This is a genomic window from Stenotrophomonas acidaminiphila (assembly GCF_001431595.1).
Lineage (GTDB): Bacteria > Pseudomonadota > Gammaproteobacteria > Xanthomonadales > Xanthomonadaceae > Stenotrophomonas > Stenotrophomonas acidaminiphila.
This window is the reverse complement of sequence record NZ_LDJO01000024.1, coordinates 111626-130825: the sequence shown is the minus strand read 5'-3', so window position 1 is coordinate 130825 and position 19200 is coordinate 111626. Positions and strand designations below refer to the sequence as shown.

At 69.4% G+C, this 19200-nt stretch carries 20 protein-coding genes and 3 tRNA genes; 11 read left to right on the top strand and 12 right to left on the bottom strand.

Annotated elements, in window-relative coordinates:
• The first annotated feature begins 156 nt into the window (after positions 1–156).
• The 3 genes from ABB33_RS07945 (at position 157) to gyrA (ending at position 4871) form a co-directional block, all read left to right on the top strand.
• Positions 157–852 carry a DUF3011 domain-containing protein gene (locus ABB33_RS07945; protein WP_056931773.1) on the top strand — a complete coding sequence of 232 codons (696 nt, stop codon included), beginning with the start codon at positions 157–159 and terminating at the stop codon, positions 850–852.
• A gap of 23 nt (positions 853–875) precedes the next feature.
• Positions 876–1940, top strand: a complete 1065-nt coding sequence (gene mtnA / locus ABB33_RS07940; protein WP_056931772.1) for an S-methyl-5-thioribose-1-phosphate isomerase — start codon at positions 876–878, stop codon at positions 1938–1940.
• A 234-nt stretch (positions 1941–2174) separates the two neighbouring features.
• Complete coding sequence (gene gyrA, locus ABB33_RS07935; RefSeq protein WP_054666451.1) at positions 2175–4871, top strand: DNA gyrase subunit A; 2697 nt, start codon at positions 2175–2177, stop codon at positions 4869–4871.
• Positions 4872–5098: 227 nt separating this feature from the next.
• Here gyrA and ABB33_RS07930 read toward each other — a convergent pair.
• From ABB33_RS07930 to ABB33_RS07885, 10 genes are all read right to left on the bottom strand, one after another.
• Positions 5099–5175: transfer RNA gene (locus ABB33_RS07930), tRNA-Arg, on the bottom strand.
• Positions 5176–5227: 52 nt separating this feature from the next.
• Positions 5228–5304, bottom strand: a tRNA-Arg gene (locus tag ABB33_RS07925).
• Between the two features lie 62 nt (positions 5305–5366).
• Positions 5367–6209: an alpha/beta hydrolase family protein gene (locus ABB33_RS07920; protein ID WP_056931771.1), complete on the bottom strand. Its 843-nt coding sequence runs from the start codon at positions 6207–6209 to the stop codon at positions 5367–5369.
• Positions 6206–7015: a bifunctional hydroxymethylpyrimidine kinase/phosphomethylpyrimidine kinase gene (gene thiD, locus ABB33_RS07915; RefSeq protein WP_056931770.1), complete on the bottom strand. Its 810-nt coding sequence runs from the start codon at positions 7013–7015 to the stop codon at positions 6206–6208. Before thiD ends, ABB33_RS07920 begins: the two co-directional genes overlap by 4 nt.
• 35 nt (positions 7016–7050) lie before the next feature.
• Positions 7051–7725 carry a YoaK family protein gene (locus ABB33_RS07910; protein WP_054666444.1) on the bottom strand — a complete coding sequence of 225 codons (675 nt, stop codon included), beginning with the start codon at positions 7723–7725 and terminating at the stop codon, positions 7051–7053.
• A gap of 25 nt (positions 7726–7750) precedes the next feature.
• Complete coding sequence (locus ABB33_RS07905; RefSeq protein ID WP_056931769.1) at positions 7751–8245, bottom strand: hypothetical protein; 495 nt, start codon at positions 8243–8245, stop codon at positions 7751–7753.
• A 28-nt stretch (positions 8246–8273) separates the two neighbouring features.
• Positions 8274–8504: a hypothetical protein gene (locus ABB33_RS07900; protein WP_054666439.1), complete on the bottom strand. Its 231-nt coding sequence runs from the start codon at positions 8502–8504 to the stop codon at positions 8274–8276.
• 42 nt (positions 8505–8546) lie between these two features.
• Positions 8547–9947 (bottom strand): PhoH family protein, encoded by a 1401-nt coding sequence (locus tag ABB33_RS07895; protein ID WP_056931768.1) that lies wholly within the window; start codon positions 9945–9947, stop codon positions 8547–8549.
• 81 nt (positions 9948–10028) lie between these two features.
• Positions 10029–10508 (bottom strand): peroxiredoxin, encoded by a 480-nt coding sequence (locus tag ABB33_RS07890; protein WP_054666435.1) that lies wholly within the window; start codon positions 10506–10508, stop codon positions 10029–10031.
• A 78-nt stretch (positions 10509–10586) separates the two neighbouring features.
• The gene (locus ABB33_RS07885; protein ID WP_380610844.1) at positions 10587–11246 is read right to left on the bottom strand and encodes a glycine cleavage system transcriptional repressor; all 660 of its coding nucleotides are present in this window, start codon (positions 11244–11246) and stop codon (positions 10587–10589) included.
• Positions 11247–11309: 63 nt separating this feature from the next.
• On the opposite strand from ABB33_RS07885, the gene dapA reads away from it, so the two are divergent.
• Both dapA and ABB33_RS07875 read left to right on the top strand, forming a co-directional pair.
• The gene (dapA, locus tag ABB33_RS07880) at positions 11310–12203 is read left to right on the top strand and encodes a 4-hydroxy-tetrahydrodipicolinate synthase (protein ID WP_056931766.1); all 894 of its coding nucleotides are present in this window, start codon (positions 11310–11312) and stop codon (positions 12201–12203) included.
• Between the two features lie 31 nt (positions 12204–12234).
• Positions 12235–12744 carry a hypothetical protein gene (locus ABB33_RS07875; RefSeq protein WP_056931765.1) on the top strand — a complete coding sequence of 170 codons (510 nt, stop codon included), beginning with the start codon at positions 12235–12237 and terminating at the stop codon, positions 12742–12744.
• Positions 12745–12878: 134 nt separating this feature from the next.
• On the opposite strand, the gene fdxA is transcribed toward ABB33_RS07875, so the two are convergent.
• Together fdxA and ABB33_RS07865 are read right to left on the bottom strand one after the other, a co-directional pair.
• Positions 12879–13202 carry a ferredoxin FdxA gene (fdxA, locus tag ABB33_RS07870; RefSeq protein WP_054666428.1) on the bottom strand — a complete coding sequence of 108 codons (324 nt, stop codon included), beginning with the start codon at positions 13200–13202 and terminating at the stop codon, positions 12879–12881.
• Between the two features lie 236 nt (positions 13203–13438).
• A tRNA-Glu gene (locus ABB33_RS07865) sits at positions 13439–13513 on the bottom strand.
• Positions 13514–13554: 41 nt separating this feature from the next.
• On the opposite strand from ABB33_RS07865, the gene pcnB reads away from it, so the two are divergent.
• From pcnB to pgi, 6 genes are all read left to right on the top strand, one after another.
• The gene (gene pcnB, locus ABB33_RS07860) at positions 13555–14928 is read left to right on the top strand and encodes a polynucleotide adenylyltransferase PcnB (protein WP_054666426.1); all 1374 of its coding nucleotides are present in this window, start codon (positions 13555–13557) and stop codon (positions 14926–14928) included.
• A gap of 5 nt (positions 14929–14933) precedes the next feature.
• Positions 14934–15422, top strand: a complete 489-nt coding sequence (gene folK, locus ABB33_RS07855) for a 2-amino-4-hydroxy-6-hydroxymethyldihydropteridine diphosphokinase (RefSeq protein ID WP_056931764.1) — start codon at positions 14934–14936, stop codon at positions 15420–15422.
• A gap of 31 nt (positions 15423–15453) precedes the next feature.
• On the top strand, positions 15454–16269 hold the full coding sequence (gene panB / locus ABB33_RS07850; protein WP_056931763.1) for a 3-methyl-2-oxobutanoate hydroxymethyltransferase: 816 nt from the start codon (positions 15454–15456) through the stop codon (positions 16267–16269).
• Complete coding sequence (gene panC / locus ABB33_RS07845) at positions 16266–17108, top strand: pantoate--beta-alanine ligase (protein WP_054666420.1); 843 nt, start codon at positions 16266–16268, stop codon at positions 17106–17108. Before panB ends, panC begins: the two co-directional genes overlap by 4 nt.
• A gap of 181 nt (positions 17109–17289) precedes the next feature.
• Positions 17290–17670, top strand: a complete 381-nt coding sequence (gene panD, locus ABB33_RS07840) for an aspartate 1-decarboxylase (RefSeq protein WP_054666417.1) — start codon at positions 17290–17292, stop codon at positions 17668–17670.
• Complete coding sequence (pgi, locus tag ABB33_RS07835) at positions 17667–19181, top strand: glucose-6-phosphate isomerase (protein ID WP_056931762.1); 1515 nt, start codon at positions 17667–17669, stop codon at positions 19179–19181. The genes panD and pgi overlap by 4 nt, the downstream gene beginning before the upstream one ends.
• The last annotated feature ends 19 nt before the right edge of the window (positions 19182–19200 follow it).

The window sequence follows — 19200 nt, the reverse complement described above, 5'->3', positions numbered from 1 at the left end:
TGAAACGGGCGGCGATCGCTGCCCGTGCACCGCTGCCCGCGCGGCATGCCGCGCACGCATGTATTGCCTGCGCACCGCCGATGATGCTCTGATCATGCCTGCGGACGCAGCGTCTGTGCCGGCGGCGTCCATCGGATTGCAGGGTGGGAAGGTCTGATGAAAGGTGTGTGCGGCCTGTTGCCAACGCTGTGGCTGTTGCCGATGCCGGCCTTGGCGGGGCAGGACGGCGCGACGCCGGCGGAGACCCCGGTGGTGCGTTGCGAATCGGACGAGGGTACGCGCCAGCGCTGCGCGATGGACGTCTCGCGCGGCGTGCAGCTGGTGCGCCAGCTTTCCACCCAGAGCTGCATCCGCGAGACCAGCTGGGGCATGGACGAGCAGGGCATCTGGGTCAGCCGCGGCTGCCGCGCCGAGTTCGCTCCCGAGCAGCCTGCGCCCGGGCAGCGCCTGGTGCGGCGCATGGTGCGCTGCGAATCCAAGGGCCGCACCGTGACCTGCCCGGTACTGCTGCGCGGCGCGCCGGTACGCCTGATCCGCCAGCAGTCGCTGCTGCCCTGCCGCGAGGGGCGCACCTGGGGATACGGGCGCAACGAGATCTGGGTGAGCCGCGGCTGCCAGGGGCAGTTCGAAGTGGGCGCCGAGGACGGCTCCGGTTTCGTGGACGTCCCGCGCCATGTCATCTGCGAATCCAAGAGCGAGATGCGCCGGGAGTGCGGGGTCAGCGTCGAGCGCAAGGTCACGCTGGTCCGGCAGCTGTCCAATGCGCCCTGCGAGGAAGGGCGCAGCTGGGGCTGGGACCGTGCCGGCGTCTGGGTGGACAAGGGCTGCCGCGCCGAGTTTTCCGCCGACTGACGGCGGCCCCGTACAATGGCGCGATGAACGACAACCACGCCATCGATTACGCCCGTTACGACCATATCCGCCCGATCCGCTGGACCGGCGACGCACTGGAACTGCTGGACCAGCGCAAGCTGCCGTTCGTCGTCGAGCACGTGCTGTGCAGCGACAGCGACGCGGTCGCCGCGGCCATCCATGCGCTCACCGTGCGCGGTGCGCCGGCGATCGGCATCGCCGCGGCCTGGGGCGTGGTGCTGGCCGCGCGGGGGCTCGATGCCGGCGACGGCGCCGCCGCGCTGCAGGCACTGGAACCGGCGATGGCGCGGCTCAATGCCGCGCGCCCGACCGCGGTCAACCTGGCCTGGGCGCTGGCGCGCATGCGCGGTGTTCTGGCCGCCGCCGGCAGCGACTGGAAGCAGGTGCTGGCGCTGGAAGCGCAGGCCATTGCCGACGAGGATCTCGCTGCCAACCGCCACATGGGCGAGCGGGGCGCGGGCCTGATCGCGCCGGGCAGCGGCGTGCTGACCCACTGCAACACCGGCTCGCTGGCCACCGCCGGTTTCGGCACCGCGCTGGGCGTGATCCGTGCCGGCGTCGCCCAGGGGCGCATCGCCCGGGTGTTCGCCGGCGAAACCCGGCCGTGGCTGCAGGGCGCGCGCCTGACCGTATGGGAACTGCAGCAGGATGGCATCGACGCGACCCTGGTCGCCGACTCGGCGGCATCGCACCTGATGAAGACCGGTGCGGTGCAGTGGGTGGTGGTCGGCGCCGACCGCATCTGCGCCAACGGCGATACCGCCAACAAGATCGGCACCTACCAGCTGGCCATCGCCGCGCGCCACCACGGCGTGAAGTTCATGGTGGTGGCGCCGTCCTCGACCGTGGACATGGGCACCGCGCATGGCGACGCGATCGAGATCGAGCAGCGCGATCCGGGTGAACTGTTCGGCGTCGGTGGCGTGCGCACCGTGGCCGAGGGCATCCAGGCCTGGAACCCGGTGTTCGACGTGACTCCGGGCAGCCTGATCGACGCCATCGTGACCGAAAAGGGCGTGATCCTGGACCCGGACGTCGCGGCCATGCGGGCGGCTTTCGGCGGCTGAACCCGGGCCCGGGCCCGGTACCGGCGGCGGTATCTGCGCGGCGGTTCGTGGAAACCGCCGCCCACCCCCGCGGACAGCGGCTAAGTCCCTGATTTGCTCCGTTAAAAGTGCTGCTTCCCGAGGCGGCAGACGGCGCCGTGTGGTAAACTCGGCGACTTGAATCGGGCTTGTGCCGGGACCGCCCACAAAGGCCGTCGGCGCTGCTCCGGACCGCTACCAGAATACGGAATCCGAATGGCAGAAACCGCCAAGGAAATCATCCAGGTCAACCTGGAAGACGAGATGCGCAAGAGCTACCTCGATTACGCCATGAGCGTGATCGTGGGGCGCGCGCTCCCCGACGCCCGCGACGGCCTCAAGCCGGTCCATCGCCGCGTCCTCTACGCGATGCAGGAGCTTGGCGCGCACGCCAACAAGCCGTATTACAAGTCGGCGCGTATCGTCGGTGACGTCATCGGCAAGTACCACCCGCACGGCGACAGCGCGGTCTACGACACGCTGGTGCGCATGGCGCAGCCGTTCTCGCTGCGCTACATGCAGATCGACGGCCAGGGCAATTTCGGTTCGGTCGATGGCGACAGCCCGGCGGCGATGCGTTACACCGAATCGCGCCTGTCGCGGATCAGCCACGAGATGCTGGCCGACATCGACAAGGAAACCGTCGATTTCCAGCCCAACTACGACGAAAAGGAACTGGAGCCGACGGTCCTGCCGACGCGCTTCCCGAACCTGCTGGTCAACGGCTCGGCCGGCATCGCGGTGGGCATGGCCACCAACATCCCGCCGCACAACCTGACCGAGAGCATCAATGCCTGCATCGCGCTGATCGACAACCCGTCGATCGACGTGGACGGGTTGATGGAGTACATCCCCGGCCCTGACTTCCCGACCGCCGGCATCATCAACGGTACCGCCGGCATCATCGCCGGCTACCGCACCGGCCGTGGCCGCGTCCGCATCCGCGCCAAGGCCGATATCGAAGTGGCCGACAACGGCCGCGAGTCGATCATCGTCACCGAGATTCCCTACCAGGTGAACAAGGCGCGGCTGATCGAGAAGATCGCCGAGCTGGTGAAGGAAAAGAAGCTCGAGGGCATCAGCGAGCTGCGCGACGAGTCCGACAAGGACGGCATGCGCATCTACATCGAGGTCAAGCGCGGCGAATCGGCCGAGGTCGTGCTGAACAACCTGTACCAGCAGACCCAGATGGAGTCGGTGTTCGGCATCAACATGGTGGCGCTGGTCGACGGCCGCCCGAAGCTGCTGAACCTCAAGGAGATGCTGGAGGCGTTCGTCCGCCACCGCCGCGAGGTCGTCACCCGCCGCACCATCTTCGAACTGCGCAAGGCGCGCGCCCGTGCGCACGTGCTGGAAGGCCTGACCGTCGCGCTGGCCAACATCGACGAGATGATCGAACTGATCAAGACCTCGTCCAACCCCGCCGAGGCCAAGGAGCGGATGCTGGCCAAGGTGTGGGAGCCGGGCCTGGTCGGCGCGCTGCTGGGCGCCGCCGGGGCCGAGGCCTCGCGTCCGGAGGACCTGCCCCGCGGCATCGGCCTGGTCGATGGCCGCTACCAGCTGTCCGACGTGCAGGCCACCCAGATCCTGGAAATGCGCCTGCACCGCCTCACCGGGCTGGAGCAGGACAAGCTCACCGAGGAATACAGGCAGCTGCTGGACGTGATCGCCGGGCTGATCCACATCCTGGAAAACCCCGACCGGCTGCTGCAGGTGATCCGCGAGGAGCTGGAGAGCGTGCGCGCCGAGTACGGCGACGAACGCCGTACCGAGATCCGCCACAGCGAGGAAGACCTGGACATCCTCGACCTGATCGCGCCGGAGGACGTGGTGGTGACGCTGTCGCGCGCCGGTTACGTCAAGCGCCAGCCGGTATCGGCGTACCGCGCGCAGAAGCGCGGCGGCCGCGGCCGCAGCGCGGCGGCGACCAAGGACGAGGATTCGATCGAGCAGCTGTGGCTGGTCAACACCCATGACACGCTGCTGACGTTCACCAGTTCCGGCAAGGTGTTCTGGCTGCCGGTGTACCAGTTGCCGGAGGCCGGCTCCAACGCGCGCGGGCGCCCGATCATCAACTGGATCGCACTGGAGAACGGCGAGCGCGTGCAGGCGGTGCTGCCGGTGCGCGAGTACGACGACAACCACTTCGTGTTCTTCGCCACCCGCAACGGCACGGTGAAGAAGACCCCGCTGAGCGAATTCGCGTTCCGCCTGGCGCGCGGCAAGATCGCCATCAACCTCGACGAGGGCGATGCGCTGGTCGGCGTCGGCCTGACCGATGGCGAGCGCGACATCCTGCTGTTCGCCTCCAACGGCAAGACCGTGCGCTTCGGCGAGGACCGCGTGCGGTCGATGGGCCGGACCGCCACCGGCGTGCGCGGCATCAAGATGGCCAAGGGCGAGGAAGTGGTCAGCCTGATCGTGGCCGAAAGCGCCGGTGGCGCCGAGGACGAGAACGAGGACGACACCGGTGCCGAGGACATGCCGGTCGACGCCGGCGAGATCATCGAGTCGGCCGACGATGCGGGCGTGCAGTACATCCTTACCGCCACCGAGAATGGCTACGGCAAGCGCACGCCGCTGGCCGACTACCCGCGCAAGGGTCGTGGCACGCAGGGTGTGATCGGCATCCAGACCAGCGAGCGCAACGGCAAGCTGGTCAGCGCGGTGCTGCTGGGCACGGGCGACGAGGTGCTGCTGATCTCCGATGGCGGCACCCTGGTGCGTACCCGCGGTTCGGAAATCTCGCGCGTGGGCCGCAACACCCAGGGCGTGACCCTGATCCGCCTGTCCAAGGGCGAGAAGCTGCAGGCGGTCGAACGCCTGGATGCCTCGCTGCAGTCGGGCGACGATGCCGACGAGGATGTGGCGTCCGGGGATGCGGAGCCGGCCGTGGCGCCGCCGCAAAGCTGAAAGGCAGCGGTTCGCGTTGAATGAAAGCGCCGGCGCAAGCCGGCGTTTTTTTTTACGCTCGTCCATGCGCCGGGTCCCCGGGGAATCGCCAGGCGTGCTTGCGGGCGCGGCCCTGTCTGCCGGCGATGCGCGCGGTGGGGTGAGGGCAGGCGGCGGGCCCGTGGTCGCGGTCGTGGCGTTTGGAAACGCAAAAAAAAACAGCAGGCAAAGCCTGCTGTTCGGTGTAATGGCGCGCCCGGAGAGATTCGAACTCCCGACCGCCTGGTTCGTAGCCAGGTACTCTATCCAACTGAGCTACGGGCGCGTTTTACCTTTATTGTTCTGACGGGGAACGCTGCTGGTGCAGTGTTCCAAACTGGCGCGCCCGGAGAGATTCGAACTCCCGACCGCCTGGTTCGTAGCCAGGTACTCTATCCAACTGAGCTACGGGCGCGTCGTCAGGAGCGGAATTATGCGGATATGACGCGCATGCGTCAACGCTTTTGTGAAATTTTCCTATAACGATGCCGATGCCAGCGCATCGGCGACGATGGCCGGCGATTTCATCCAGCTGAAGTGGTCGGCAGGTGCGCCCAGTTCGTCGCCGGACAGGATCCGCAGCGTCGCCGGCGCGGCCGGCATCTTGGACAACAGGTGGCGCATGGAGCCGGCCGGGGCGAGCCAGTCGGCGTCGAACAGCAGCGCCTGCACCGGCAGCGCGAGGGCATGCATCGCCGCATCCAGGTCGACCGCCAGCCCTGCCGCGGCGTAGTGCCCGCTGAGGCCGACCCGGGCCCAGTCGTGGATCAGGCTGCGTGCCTCGGTGCCGCCGAAGCCGAGCCGGCGCCCGGGCAGCGCCCCGCGCCGTTGCGCCAGCCAGGGCAGGAAGCGATAGGCCGATGGCAACAGCCAGCGCCGCGGCGCGGGAAAGCCCTGCCACCACGGGGTGCCGCTGGCGACCAGCCAGAGCGCGGCGAAGGCGTCCGGATGCAGGCCGGCATGGCAGCACGCCAGTTGTCCGCCGAGGCTGTGCCCGCCCAGCCGCAGCGCGAGGCCGGGCAGCGCCGAGCGGACCGCTGCCTCGGCGGCGGGCAGGTCATGCTGCAGCAGCTCGCGGTAACCCCAGTCGCCGTTCCTGCCGGCGCGCAGGCTGCTGCTGCCGTTGCCACGCCATTCATGCACGAACACGGCGGTGCCGCGCGCCGCCAGGGCGTCGGCCAGCGGCAGGTAATGGCGCGCGGCCACGCCCAGTGCGGGCAGCCACAGCACCGCCTCACGGGGCTGCGATGGCAGGTGGGCGAGCAGCTGGAAGCGGTGTCCGTCCGCCGCCGCGACGTCGAGGACGGAGTGCGCGCTCATGCCGGGCCGGCCGCGCCGAAGTGATCCAGCACCATGACCTCGCCGCGCCCCGGCTGGTAGCCGTTGCGCAGGCCGCGCGCAACGTAGTCGATGGCGGCTCCGCAGGCATTGGGCAGCGACAGCCCGCGGCACAACTGCGCGGCGATGGCCGCGGCCAGGGTGCAGCCGGTGCCGTGCGCATCCACCGGCAGCCGGGCGTGGCTGAATTCCTCGCCGGTGACGCCATCGAAATAGCGGTCGATCACGCGCGGGCCTTCATCCAGGTGCCCGCCCTTGAGCAGGACCGCTCCGGCGCCGAGCCCGAGCAGCGCGGCGGCGGCGTCTTCGGCTTCGGTGGCATTGCCGATGCGGCGCCCGAGCAGCAGCTCGGCCTCGGGGGTGTTCGGGGTGAGCAGCGTGGCCAGGGGCAGCAGGCGCTCGCGCAGCGCGCGCAGCGCGCTGGCTTCCAGCAGGCGGGCGCCGCTGGTGGCGACCATCACCGGGTCCAGCACCACCTGCGGCGGGCGGTGCGTTTCCAGTACGTCGGCGACCAGGTGGATGACGTCGGCGTTGGCGAGCATGCCGAGCTTGACCGCGTGGATGTCGAAATCGTCGAAGCAGGCATCGAGCTGGGCCTGCAGGAATTCCAGCGGCGGCACGTGCACGGCGATGACACCGCGGGTGTTCTGCGCGGTCAGCGCGGCGATCGCGGACAGGCCATGCACGCGATGCGCGGCGAAGGCCTTGAGGTCGGCCTGGATGCCGGCGCCGCCGCCCGAATCGGAGCCGGCGATGGTCAGGGCGGAAACGGGTGTGGAAGGCGTCATGGCACGATTGTGCCGTGTTTGGCCTGCTGCTGCCGTCAGGGGGCGGTGTACAGGCGCTGGGACAGCCGGTAGATGATGTAGGTGGCACCGGTGCAACCGGTCAGCAGCGCCGGTGCGAGCAGCGCGTCGTAGCCGTAGCGCTGGAACAGCCAGGCACCGATGACGCCGCCGGCCAGGAAGCCGCTGATGATCAGCCCGCTCAGTGTCAGCCGTCGCATCTGCAGCGGCAGCCCGCGCAGCAGGTGGCCCAGGCCGATGCCCAGGTCGGTGAACATGCCGCTGAGATGGGTGGTGCGCACCACCGCGCCGCTGAAGGTGGTGACCATGGCGTTCTGCAGGCCGCAGGCCATGGCCGCGGCCAGCGCGCCCCAGATCTGCTGCTGCTTGAACAGCGGGATCGCCACCAGCAGCAACAGCGATTCGATGGTCAGCACCACGCCGTAGCGACGGCCCAGGCGCAACGTGCCGTCCTGCACGATGAGCCCGCTCAGCATCGCTCCCAGCGAGAACGCGATCAGCATCCCCCACAGGTGCGCGACGCTGCGCCAGTCGTGCTGCACCAGCGCCATGCCGAGCTGGCTGGTGGTGCCGGTGAGGTGGCTGACCGCCTGGTGTTCGAAGCCGAGGAAGCCGACCACGTTGACCATGCCGGCCACGCAGGACAGCGCGATCGCGCCGATCCATACCCAACGGGGGAGCTGTATGCCCATGGCGTTGACGGTACGGCCGGCCCGCTCAGAAGCCGCCGTTGGTGGCGATCCCGGAGAAGCTGCCGGTCTGCGGGTCGTACACCGCGCCCCAGAAGGCGGCGCCGCCGTCGCAGACGCGCACCGCTTCGCGCGCCGGGTTGGTCTTGTCGTGGTCCGGCAGGGTGAAGGCGTTGATGTAGATCAGCTGCCGGCCGCCGGCGATGAAGCCCACGTACTGGCGGCCCGAGCGGGTGGGCTCGGCGATGGTGGGCTGCAGTTGCTGCAGGCGGCTTTCCAGCGCGTCGATCTGCGCACGGCTGGGCGCCCAGTAGCCGCTGATGCCGTCGGGTTGCCTGGCCGGGCTGTCGCGCGAGCAGGTGTCGAGCACCTGCGCGGCGACGATCGGGCGCGTGACCACCCACGACTGCCCGGCCTTGATCGCCGTTGGTACGGACGCGCCGGGCTTCACGTTGGCCGGCGTGCAGGCGGCCAGCGCGAGCAGGCAGGTGGCGAGCAGGGGCAGGGAATGGGCGGCTTTCACGGCGACTCCGGGCAGTGCATGGCGGGCTTCAGGCGGCGGGGGCGGGGGCGTAGCTCTCAAGGTAACCACAGCCCGTGCAGCGGTAGGTGCGCGTGGCCAGTTTCTCACGCGGCGTCTTCAGGCCCATCCAGAACGATTTCTGCGGCTGGCCTTCGACCCAGGCCGTGATCGAGCGTTCGTTGGCATGGCCTTCCTCCAGCAGGTAGCCGGGGTGCATCGGGGCGTGGCATTTGCAGCATTCCAGTTCGGGAGCGGTCATGGGCATGGGCGGTCGGGAGGGATGGGCGTGGCGTCGGCGAGGTCACAGTACTTCGGATGCGTAGTCGGCCAGCCGCGAGCGTTCGCCCCGGCGCAGGGTGATGTGCGCGCTGTGCGGCCAGTTCTTGAAGCGGTCCACGGCGTAGGTCAGGCCCGAGGTGGTCTCGGTCAGGTAGGGCGTATCGATCTGCTCGACGTTGCCCAGGCAGACGATCTTGGTGCCCGGGCCGGCGCGGGTGATCAGCGTCTTCATCTGCTTCGGGGTGAGGTTCTGCGCCTCGTCCAGGATCAGGTAGCGCGACAGGAAGGTGCGCCCGCGCATGAAGTTCAGCGAGCGGATCTTGATGCGCGAGGCGAGCAGGTCGTTGGTGGCCGCACGGCCCCAGGCGCCGCCTTCCTGGTTGTGGGTGAGCACTTCCAGGTTGTCGGTGAGCGCGCCCATCCACGGCGTCATCTTCTCTTCCTCGGTGCCGGGCAGGAAGCCGATGTCCTCGCCGACGCTGACCGTGGCGCGGGTCATGATGATTTCCCGGTAGCGCTGGGTATCCATGGTCTGCGCCAGGCCGGCGGCCAGCGCCAGCAGGGTCTTGCCGGTGCCGGCGGTGCCGAGCAGGGTGACGAAGTCGATTTCCGGGTCCATCAGCGCGTTGAGCGCGAAATTCTGCTCGCGGTTGCGTGCGGTGATGCCCCACACCGAATGCGCGCCGTGGCGGAAGTCATCCACCAGGGTCAGGGTGATGCGGCCGTCGGCCTCGACCTTGGCGACCTTGAGTTCGACCTCGTCATCGCCCGGCAGGTAGACGTACTGGTTGGGGAACCACTGTTCGTCGTCGGTGGCGCGGATCTCGTAGCTGGTGCGGCCCTTGTCGCTCCAGCTGCGCAGGTCGCCCGAATGCTTCTTCCAGAAATCCTCGGGCAGGGCCGAGGCGCCGGTGTACAACAGGCTGAAGTCGTCCAGCGCGCGGTCGTTCTCGTAGTCCTCCGAATCGATGCCGGCGATGGCCGCCTTGATCCGCAGGTTGATGTCCTTGGAGACGAACACCACCGGCACGTCCGGGGTCTGTTCCTTCAGCGCGAGGATCGCACCGAGGATCGCGTTGTCCGGGATCACCGCGCCGAAGCTCTTGCCGGCCTCGAAATGGCTGGTCTGGAAGTACAGGTGGCCGGCGCTGCGCGCGCCGCGCAACTGCAGTCCCTGCGGCAGCACCAGCGGGACGCCCTTGGCGATGCCGCCGATGCCGGAGGCCTCGATCAGCTCGTTGAGGAAGCGGCTGACCTGGCGCGCGTTGCGGCTGGCCTCGGAGGTGCCCTTCTTGCCGTTGTCCAGTTCCTCGATCACCTGCATCGGCAGGTAGACGTCGTGCTCCTCGAATTTGAACAGCGCGGTCGGATCGTGCATCAGCACGTTGGTATCCAGCACGTAGATGCGCTTGCCTCGGGTCATCGTCGATTCCTGGTTACGGGCAGGGAAAAACCGCCACGACCTGCGGGGCAGGGGCGCGGCGGACGAGGTGGGCGATGGGACTCACTTGGACCGGGCGGCCTTCAGGGCGTCGAGCACGGCCTGGGCATGGCCGGCGACCTTGACCTTGCGCCAGGCCTGCACCAGGGTGCCGTCGGGCGAGACCAGGAAGGTGCTGCGCTCGATGCCGCGCACCTGCTTGCCGTACATGTTCTTCATGCGGATCACGTCGAAGGCCGTGCACAACGCCTCGTCGGCATCGCTGACCAGCGGGAACCCGAAGCCCTGCTTGGCGCAGAAGTTGTCGTGCGACCTGACCGAGTCGCGCGAGACCCCGAACACCACGGCGCCGGCCCGCTTGAACTGCGGCAGCAGGGCGTTGAAGTCGATGCCTTCGGTGGTGCAGCCGGGGGTGCTGTCCTTCGGGTAGAAGTAGAGCACCAGCCAGTGGCCGGCCTGCGCGGCGAGGGTGGTGGTGGCGCCGCCGGACAAGGCCAGCGGCAGCTCGAGGGTGGTGCGGTCCAGGGTATCGCCGATGTTCATCAGATCCTTTCCGGAGCCTGGGGTACTTCCATTGCAGCTACATGAAACGCCGCCCGCCCGTGACGGACGCGCGAATGTTCAGAACTTCATCGGGTCCATGATGGCGTCCAGGTTGAGGTGGTCGCAGAACTCGAGGAAATCGTCGCGCAGGGCGGCGATGTGCATGTTGGCCGGCACGCCGATGGTGATCTGCGCCGAGAACATCTCCGCGCCGGTCTGCATGGCCTGGTAGCGGGTGCTCTGCAGGTTCTCGATGGTGATGCCCTGGCGGTCGAAGAAGTCGGCCAGCTGGAACAGGATGCCGGGCTTGTCCGCGGCGATCACTTCCACGATGTAGGGCAGCAGGTTGGACTGGGCCTGCTTGGCGGCGGTGCGGTACCACACCAGCTTCAGGCCTTCCTCGCGCTCCAGCCGGGTCAGCATCGCCTCGAGCTTGGCCACCGCGTCCCACGAACCGGTGGCCAGCGTGGTGACCGAGACATCGCGCCCCACCGTGGACAGCCGTGCATCGACCAGGTTGCAGCCGCTGTCGGCGATGCGGCGGGTGACGGACAGCAGGGGGGACTCCGGATGCGTCGTGTAGGCGTTGATCAGGAGGTGGTTTTCGGTCGGCTGCGGCCGCGGGGTGCTGTTGGTCAAGGTGGTTCCGGGATGCTCTGTGAGTCTGAACGGCGCCGGCGCGGGCACGTTCGCTGGCACCCAGCATACTTGCCCGTGCTTTCGACCGGCAAGTAACATGCCCCCGGTCACGAACCCGCCGCCAGGCGGGATTCCCAGCCCCCTCGAAGAACGGCGTTTCCCTTGTCCATTTCCGGCCTCATCACCGCCCTGGCGACGCCTTTCCTTGCCGACGGCGCGCTCGATGGCGAGGGTTGGCGGCGCCTGCTGGCGCGGCAGGTGGCCGGCGGTGCGCAGGGCGTCGTGGTGGCCGGGTCCACCGGCGAGGCGGCAACCCTGTCCGAGGCCGAATACGACACCCTGCTGCGCACCGCCGTGGAGGCCCTCGGTGGCCGCATGCCGGTGCTGGCCGGGACCGGCCATTCCGGTACCGCCCGGACCATCGAGGCGACCCGCCGCGCCGCGCGCAACGGCGCCACCCATGCGCTGGTGGTGACTCCGCCCTATGTACGCCCGACCCAGGAAGGCCTGCGCCAGCATTACCTGGCCGTGGCCGAGCAGGGCGGGCTGCCGGTGGTGCTGTACAACGTGCCCGGCCGCACCGGCTGCGACCTGTTGCCCGACACCGTGGCGCAACTGGCGGCGCACCCGCGGATCGTCGGCATCAAGGAGGCGGTCAGCGACATGACCCGCATGAAGGCGCTGCTGGCGCTGCGCGGCGATGGCTTTGCCATCCTCGGTGGCGACGACGCCAGCGCCGCGCGTACGCTCCTGGCCGGTGCCGACGGGCTGGTTTCGGTCGGCTCCAACGTCCTGCCGGGCGCCTTCCGTACCCTGTGCGACCTGGCGCGCGCCGGCAACCATGCCGCCGCCGAAGCCTGGGACGCACGCTTGCAGCCCTACCACGATTTCTTCACCCTCGAGTCCAACCCGATCCCGGTCAAGGCATTGCTGCAGCGCCTGGGCATCGGCCATGGACTGCGCCTGCCGCTGTTGCCCCTTTCCGCTCCGCACCACGCCGCCGCCGACCACCTGGCGGCCGACGTGGGCGCACTTGAAGAACTATCCAGCCACTGAACCTGCAGTGGCCAGAACCTGGAGATCCACCATGCGTCATTCCCGTTCCGCTGTCCGCGCACTTTCGTTGGCCCTGCTGGCCATCGCCACCACCGTCACCGCGACCGGCTGCTTCAAGCGTGGCGCGCGCGGCGACTACGCGCTGGCGCCGGAAATGCGTCCGCTCGAAGTGCCGCCGGACCTGACCCTGCCCAACACCGCCGGTGCATCGCAGGTGCCGGCGCTGGCATCCGCCGCGCGTCCGGCCCAGCCCGCCGCGGCCCAGCCGGCGCAGGGCGGCTTCACCGTCAGCGGCAGCCGCGACGAGGTGTTCGGCAAGGTCGGCGACGCGCTGGCCACGGTCGACGGGGTGACCATCGCCAGCCGCGCGCAGCTGCTGGGCTCGTACGACGTGGCCTATGAAGGCAGCAACTTCCTGGTGCGCGTGGTTGGCGTCGATGCCGGCACCTACGTGTCGGCGGTCGATCCGCGTGGCCTGCCGGCCACCGACCCGGCGGCGGTCAAGCTGCTCGGCGCGCTGAAGGCCAAGCTGGCGCCGTAAGCGCCGCCGCCGCGACCCATGGCGGCGTGCCGCCATGGGCAGTGGTGCTTCCCGGGCCGGGCATCACCGGCGACCGGGCGCGGGAAACGAAAAGGGCGCCGATGGCGCCCTTTCCCGCGTGGCCTGTTGCCGGCTCAGCGTTCCAGCAGCTTGAGCTTGTCCGGCTTGCCATCCCATTCGGCGGCATCGGCCGGCGGATCCTTGCGCACCGTCAACACCGGCCAGACCTTGGCCAGTTCGGCATTCAGCGCGACAAAGCCTTCCTGGCCCCCGGGCACGTCGTCTTCCGGATAGATGGCGCTGACCGGGCATTCCGGCTCGCACAGGGTGCAGTCGATGCACTCGTCCGGGTCGATCACCAGGAAGTTGGGGCCTTCATGGAAGCAGTCCACGGGGCAGACTTCGACGCAATCGGTGTGTTTGCACTTGATGCAGTTTTCGGTGACGACAAAGGGCATGACGGGGTCCGGCGTTGAACCCGGTAATTCTAGAGCAGGATGCACGCGCTGGGCGGGACCATTTTCATTCGCGATGCCTGCCGGCGCGCATGGGGCGGGCCGCGGTGGCGCCGGCACGGCAGGGCGATGGCGCGGCGTCGCGGCCGAAGCCGGTGGCGGTCGTCCTTGCGGCCGGCCGTGGCGCGGGCAACAAAAAACCCCGCACAGGCGGGGCTTCTTGATTTCGCGGACGGAGTTGGCGCTCCCTAGGGGACTCGAACCCCTGTTTTAGCCTTGAGAGGGCCACGTCCTAACCACTAGACGAAGGGAGCGTTTGGTCGCGTCCGGCGAGCGCGCTAGTATATGCACCTGTTTGCCGTCAGGCAACCCTGCAACCCCAACCGGAATCGCCAACATCAATTCCACAGTTACAACGCCGTTCACCCTGCGCGTCATCCCGCGCGACCAGCACACCATCTCGCGCAAGGACGTCAGTCCCAACGCGCTGCGTGTGCTCTACCGCCTGCGCGAGGCCGGGTTCGGTGCCTACCTGGTCGGCGGCGCCGTCCGCGACCTGCTGGTGGGGGGGCGGCCCAAGGATTTCGACGTGGCCACCGACGCCACGCCGGAGCAGATCAAGCAGCTGTTCCGCAACTGCCGGCTGATCGGCCGCCGCTTCCGCCTGGCGCACGTGGTGTTCGGCCGCGAGATCATCGAGGTCGCCACCTTCCGCGCCAACAGCGACGACGGCAGCGGCGACCGCGAGGTCGAGAACGGCATGCTGGTGCGTGACAACGTCTATGGCAGCATCGAGGACGATGCGCTGCGCCGCGACTTCACCTGCAACGCCCTGTATTACGCCATCGAGGATTTCTCGGTGCGCGACTACGTCGGCGGCTTCGAGGACGTGCTGGCGCGGCGCATGAAGCTGATCGGCGACCCCGAGCAGCGCTACCGCGAGGACCCGGTGCGCATGCTGCGCGCGGTACGCCTGGCGGCCAAGCTCCAGTTCGGGATCGAGCCGGCCACCGCCGCGCCGATCCCGCGCCTGGCCGGGCTGCTGGAAGAGGCCGCCCCGGCGCGCCTGTTCGAGGAGGTACTCAAGCTGTTCCTGTCCGGGCACGGCGTGGCCAGCTTCGAGGGACTGGAGCGCCATGGCCTGCTGCCGGCCCTGTTCCCGGAGAGCGCGGCCGCGCTGAAGAGCAACCGCAGTGGCGCCTTGCGCCGCTTCGTGGTCGAGGGGCTGCGCAGCACCGACGAGCGTGTGGCCAACGACGAGCCGGTGTCGCCGGCCTTCCTGTTCGCGCTGCTGCTGTGGCCGGCGTTCTGCCGCACCCTGATCGCACTGCAGCGGCAGGGGCTGGCGCCGGAAGAGGCACAGCGCCGCGCCGCCGACCGGGTCACCCTGCACCAGCTGACCACCATCGCGCTGCCGCGCCGGTTCTCGCTGCCGATGCAGGAGATCTGGCTGCTGCAGTCGCGCTTCGCCACGCGCCAGCGCAAGCGCGTGTTCCGCACCCTGACCCATCCGCGCTTCCGCGCCGCGTTCGATTTCCTGGTGCTGCGCCAGGCCGCGTCCAGCGAACATGCCGCCGACATCGCGTTCTGGCGCGAGGCGCAGCAGCAGTCCGGGCGCGAACTGGAGTCGGCGCTGGACTCGCTGCATGCCGAGGGCGTTGCCGAAGAGGGGACGGCGCCGCGCCGTCGCCGCCGTCGCCGCCGCAGCAGCGCCGCCGCGGGCGAGTAGGCCACATGGTCATGGCGTGCGTCGGGCTGGGCGCCAACCTCGGCGACGCGCCGGCGACGGTGCGCGCGGCGGTGCAGGCGCTGGCGGTGCTGCCGCAGTGCCGGCTACTCGCCGCCTCGCGGCTGTACCGCACCCCGGCCTGGGGCAACCCGGACCAGCCGGACTTCATCAATGCCGCGGTGGCGCTGGAGACCACGCTGGCGGCGCCGGTGCTGCTGGAGCGCCTGCTGGCGACCGAGCAGGCGTTCGGCCGTGTGCGCATGGCCGGCGAGCGCTGGGGGCCGCGCACGCTCGACCTGGACCTGCTGCTGTACGGGGAGCAGGTGATCGACCTGCCACAGCTCAAGGTGCCGCACCCCCACCTGCACGCGCGCGCATTCGCCCTGCTGCCGCTGGCCGAGGTGGCGCCGGAGGTGGTGATTCCCGGCCATGGAACGGTGCGTGGCGCGCTGGCCGCCATCGAAACCTGCGGTATCACGCCGATAGGGGGATAATGCGCGGCTCATCACCGATCGTTATCCCCACATGAGCACCCACGCAGACAGCAAGCCCTGGACCGTCCCGGCGCTGGCCGAGGCCAAGCGCAACGGCCAGAAGCTGGTGATGTTGACCGCCTACGACGCCGGTTTCGCCCGCGCCTTCGACGCCAACGGGGTCGACCTGATCCTGGTCGGCGATTCGCTGGGCATGGTGGTGCAGGGGCACGACTCGACCCTGCCGGTCACCGTCGCCGACATCGCCTACCACACCACCGCGGTCGCGCGGGTGCTGCAGCGCGCGCTGCTGGTGGCCGACCTGCCGTTCGGCGCCGACGCCACCCCCGAGCGTGCGTTCGAGGCCTCGCTGCAGCTGCTGCGCGCCGGCGCGGAGATGGTCAAGATCGAGGGCGCCGGCTTCAAGCTGGACGTGATCCGTTACCTGGTCGAGCGCGAGATCCCGGTGTGTTCGCATCTGGGCCTGACCCCGCAGTCGGTGCTGACCCTGGGCGGCTTCAAGGTGCAGGGCCGCGGCGAAGCCGCCGAGCGGCTGCGCGCCGACGCCCGCGCCGTGGCCGCCGCAGGCGCCACGCTGCTGGTGCTCGAATGCGTGCCGTCGCCGCTGGCCGCGCAGGTCACCGCCGACGTGGCGATCCCCACCATCGGCATCGGCGCCGGCCCCGGCTGCGACGGCCAGGTGCTGGTGATGCACGATTTCCTCGGCCTGGACAGCGGCCACCGCCGACCCAAGTTCGTCAAGGATTTCCTTGCCGAAGGCGGTTCGGTGGCCGGTGCGGTCCGCGCCTACGCCGACGCGGTCCGCGCCGGTACCTTCCCCGACGCGGAGCATGCGTACGCATCATGATCGAAACCGTCACCGAACTTTCCCGGCTGCGCGCCATCGTCGGCGGCTGGAAGCGCGAAGGGCTGCGGGTGGGCTTCGTGCCGACCATGGGCAACCTGCACGCCGGCCACTATTCGCTGGTCACGCTGGCGCGCCGGCATGCCGACCGCGTGGTGTCCAGCGTGTTCGTCAACCCGACCCAGTTCGGCCCGAACGAGGACTTCACCCGCTACCCGCGCACCCCCGAGGCGGACACCAGCGGGCTTGAGCAGGCCGGCTGCGACGTGCTGTGGCTGCCCACGGTCGAATCGATGTACCCGTTTGGCGTGGAGCTGGCGGCCAAGGTGCACGTGCCGGGGGTCAGTGCGCTGCTCGAAGGCGCCCACCGCCCGGGCCATTTCGACGGCGTGTGCACCGTTGTCTCGCGCCTGTTCAACCAGGTGCAGCCGGACATGGCCGCGTTCGGCCGCAAGGACTACCAGCAACTGGCGGTGATCCGGCAGATGGTGGCCGACCTGGCGTTCCCGATCGAGATCGTGGGCGGCGACATCGTGCGCGAGGACGACGGCCTGGCGATGAGCTCGCGCAACCAGTACCTCACCGCCGATACCCGCCCGCAGGCCGCGGTGATCCGGCGCGTGCTGCTCGGCATGCGCGATGCCAGCCTGGCCGGCACCCCGCGGGCGCAGGTCGAGGCCGAGGGTGCGGCACGGCTGCAGGCGGCTGGTTTCCAGGTCGACTACGCGGTGGTGCGCCTGCCGGACCTGGGCGAGCCGGGCGAGGGCGCGGGCGGCGCACGCGTGGCGCTGGTCGCCGCCCGGCTGGGCAATACCCGCCTGATCGACAACATCGAGTTCTGACCCGGCCCCGGCCGGGACTCCCATTGTCCCGGCCGATGCGGCCCGATGTCCTGCAATGGCGCCCTCGTGGCGCCATTTTTCTGCCCGTGCGGCCGGGCGCGGCCGCTCATGTTGCAGTGCGGGCAAGGGCCCCGGCCGGTGCTAGACTGCGTGCTTTCTTTCGCAGTTTCCCGGCATCGCCATGCAACTTTCCCTGCTCAAGACCAAGATCCACCGCGCCACCGTCACCCATTCGGAGCTGAACTACGAAGGCTCCATCGCGATCGACGGCGACCTGCTGGAAGCCACCGGCATCCGCGAGTTCGAACAGGTGCACATCTGGGACGTGACCAACGGCGCGCGTTTCTCCACCTACGCCATCCGCGCCGAAGCCGGCAGCGGGGTGATTTCGCTCAACGGCGGCGCCGCGCGCCACGTGCAGGTGGGCGACATCATCATCATCGCCGCCTTCGCCAGCATGAGCGAGGCCGAGGCCGACAGCTTCCAGCCCAGGCTGGTCTACGTCGACGGCAACAACCGCATCACCCACACCAACCACTCCATCCCCACACAGGCCGCATGACCACGCACAACGGATTGACCGCATTGCACGCCCACGCCCAGCGTCTGCAGGGCACGGGTATTCCTTCGCTGTTGGCTGCCGAGCCGGACCGGGTGAAAGCCCTGGCATTCAAGGTCGGTCCGTTGTACGTGAACTTCGCGCGGCAGAAATACGACCGCGCCGCCCTGCGGGCACTGCTGGAGCTGGCTGCCGCGCGCGATGTCGCCGGCGGCTTCGCGCGCCTGTTCGGCGGCGAGCGGATCAACCTCACCGAGGACCGCGCGGTACTGCACAGCGCGTTGCGCGGTACGGCCAGCGAAGCCCCGGCAGCGGTGGCCGCGCATGCCGAAGCCGCTGCCGTGCAGGCGCGCATGGGCGCCCTGGTGCAGGCGCTTGAGGCCAGCAACGTCACCGATGTCGTCAGCGTCGGCATCGGCGGTTCCGACCTGGGCCCGCGGCTGGTGGCCGATGCGCTGCGCCCGGCCAGCGGCGCGCGCTTCCGCGTGCATTTCGTCTCCAACGTCGACGGCGCGGCGATGCAGCGCACGCTGGCCGCGCTGGACCCGGCGACCACCGCCGGCATCCTGATCTCCAAGACCTTCGGCACCCAGGAAACCCTGCTCAACGGCGCGATCCTGCGCGATTGGCTGGGCGGCAGCGAGCGCCTCTACGCGGTCAGCGCCAATCCAGAGCGCGCCGCCCGTGCCTTCGACATCGATGCCGCGCGGGTGCTGCCGATGTGGGACTGGGTCGGCGGCCGCTATTCGCTGTGGTCGGCGGTGGGTTTCCCGATCGCACTGGCGATCGGCTTCGAGCGCTTCGGCCAGTTGCTGGCCGGTGCGGCGGAAATGGACGCGCATGCGGCCAGCGCGCCGCTGGAGCGCAACCTGCCGGTGCTGCATGCGCTGACCGACATCTGGAACCGCAACGTACTGGGCTGCGCCACCCACGCGGTGATGACCTACGACCAGCGCCTGGCGCTGCTGCCGGCCTACCTGCAGCAGCTGGTGATGGAAAGCCTGGGCAAGCGGGTCAGGCTCGACGGCAGCCCGGTCGAGACCGACACCGTGCCGGTGTGGTGGGGCGGGGCGGGTACCGACGTGCAGCACAGCTTCTTCCAGGCGCTGCACCAGGGCACCAGCATCGTGCCGGCCGATTTCATCGGCTGCGTGCGCGGCGACGACCCGTACACCGTCAACCACCAGGCGCTGCTGGCCAACCTGCTGGCGCAGACCGAGGCCCTGGCCAACGGCCAGGACAGCGACGACCCGCACCGCCAGTACCCGGGCGGGCGCCCGAGCACGCTGATCCTGCTCGATGCGCTCACCCCGCATGCGCTGGGCGCGCTGGTCGCCATGTACGAGCACGCGGTCTACGTGCAGTCGCTGGTGTGGGGCATCAACGCCTTCGACCAGTTCGGCGTCGAACTGGGCAAGCAGCTGGCCAACCAGCTGCTGCCGGCGCTGCAGGGCGAGGCGGTGGAGATCGCCGACCCGATGACGCGCGAGGCGCTGGCCCAGCTGCGCGGCTGAGCGGTCGCGCCCGGCGCCG

Bases quoted from the DNA above. Each gene is read 5' to 3' on its own strand.
- panB (WP_056931763.1), top strand. From the start codon at position 15,454: ATGAGCACCCACGCAGACAGCAAGCCCTGGACCGTCCCGGCGCTGGCC.
- panC (WP_054666420.1), top strand. From the start codon at position 16,266: ATGATCGAAACCGTCACCGAACTTTCCCGGCTGCGCGCCATCGTCGGC.
- ABB33_RS07945 (WP_056931773.1), top strand. From the start codon at position 157: ATGAAAGGTGTGTGCGGCCTGTTGCCAACGCTGTGGCTGTTGCCGATG.
- fdxA (WP_054666428.1), bottom strand. From the start codon at position 13,202: ATGCCCTTTGTCGTCACCGAAAACTGCATCAAGTGCAAACACACCGAT.
- pgi (WP_056931762.1), top strand. From the start codon at position 17,667: ATGACCACGCACAACGGATTGACCGCATTGCACGCCCACGCCCAGCGT.
- ABB33_RS07920 (WP_056931771.1), bottom strand. From the start codon at position 6,209: ATGAGCGCGCACTCCGTCCTCGACGTCGCGGCGGCGGACGGACACCGC.
- ABB33_RS07895 (WP_056931768.1), bottom strand. From the start codon at position 9,947: ATGACCCGAGGCAAGCGCATCTACGTGCTGGATACCAACGTGCTGATG.
- ABB33_RS07875 (WP_056931765.1), top strand. From the start codon at position 12,235: ATGCGTCATTCCCGTTCCGCTGTCCGCGCACTTTCGTTGGCCCTGCTG.
- ABB33_RS07890 (WP_054666435.1), bottom strand. From the start codon at position 10,508: ATGAACATCGGCGATACCCTGGACCGCACCACCCTCGAGCTGCCGCTG.
- mtnA (WP_056931772.1), top strand. From the start codon at position 876: ATGAACGACAACCACGCCATCGATTACGCCCGTTACGACCATATCCGC.
- ABB33_RS07885 (WP_380610844.1), bottom strand. From the start codon at position 11,246: ATGTTACTTGCCGGTCGAAAGCACGGGCAAGTATGCTGGGTGCCAGCG.
- gyrA (WP_054666451.1), top strand. From the start codon at position 2,175: ATGGCAGAAACCGCCAAGGAAATCATCCAGGTCAACCTGGAAGACGAG.
- thiD (WP_056931770.1), bottom strand. From the start codon at position 7,015: ATGACGCCTTCCACACCCGTTTCCGCCCTGACCATCGCCGGCTCCGAT.
- ABB33_RS07900 (WP_054666439.1), bottom strand. From the start codon at position 8,504: ATGACCGCTCCCGAACTGGAATGCTGCAAATGCCACGCCCCGATGCAC.
- folK (WP_056931764.1), top strand. From the start codon at position 14,934: ATGGTCATGGCGTGCGTCGGGCTGGGCGCCAACCTCGGCGACGCGCCG.
- ABB33_RS07910 (WP_054666444.1), bottom strand. From the start codon at position 7,725: ATGGGCATACAGCTCCCCCGTTGGGTATGGATCGGCGCGATCGCGCTG.
- panD (WP_054666417.1), top strand. From the start codon at position 17,290: ATGCAACTTTCCCTGCTCAAGACCAAGATCCACCGCGCCACCGTCACC.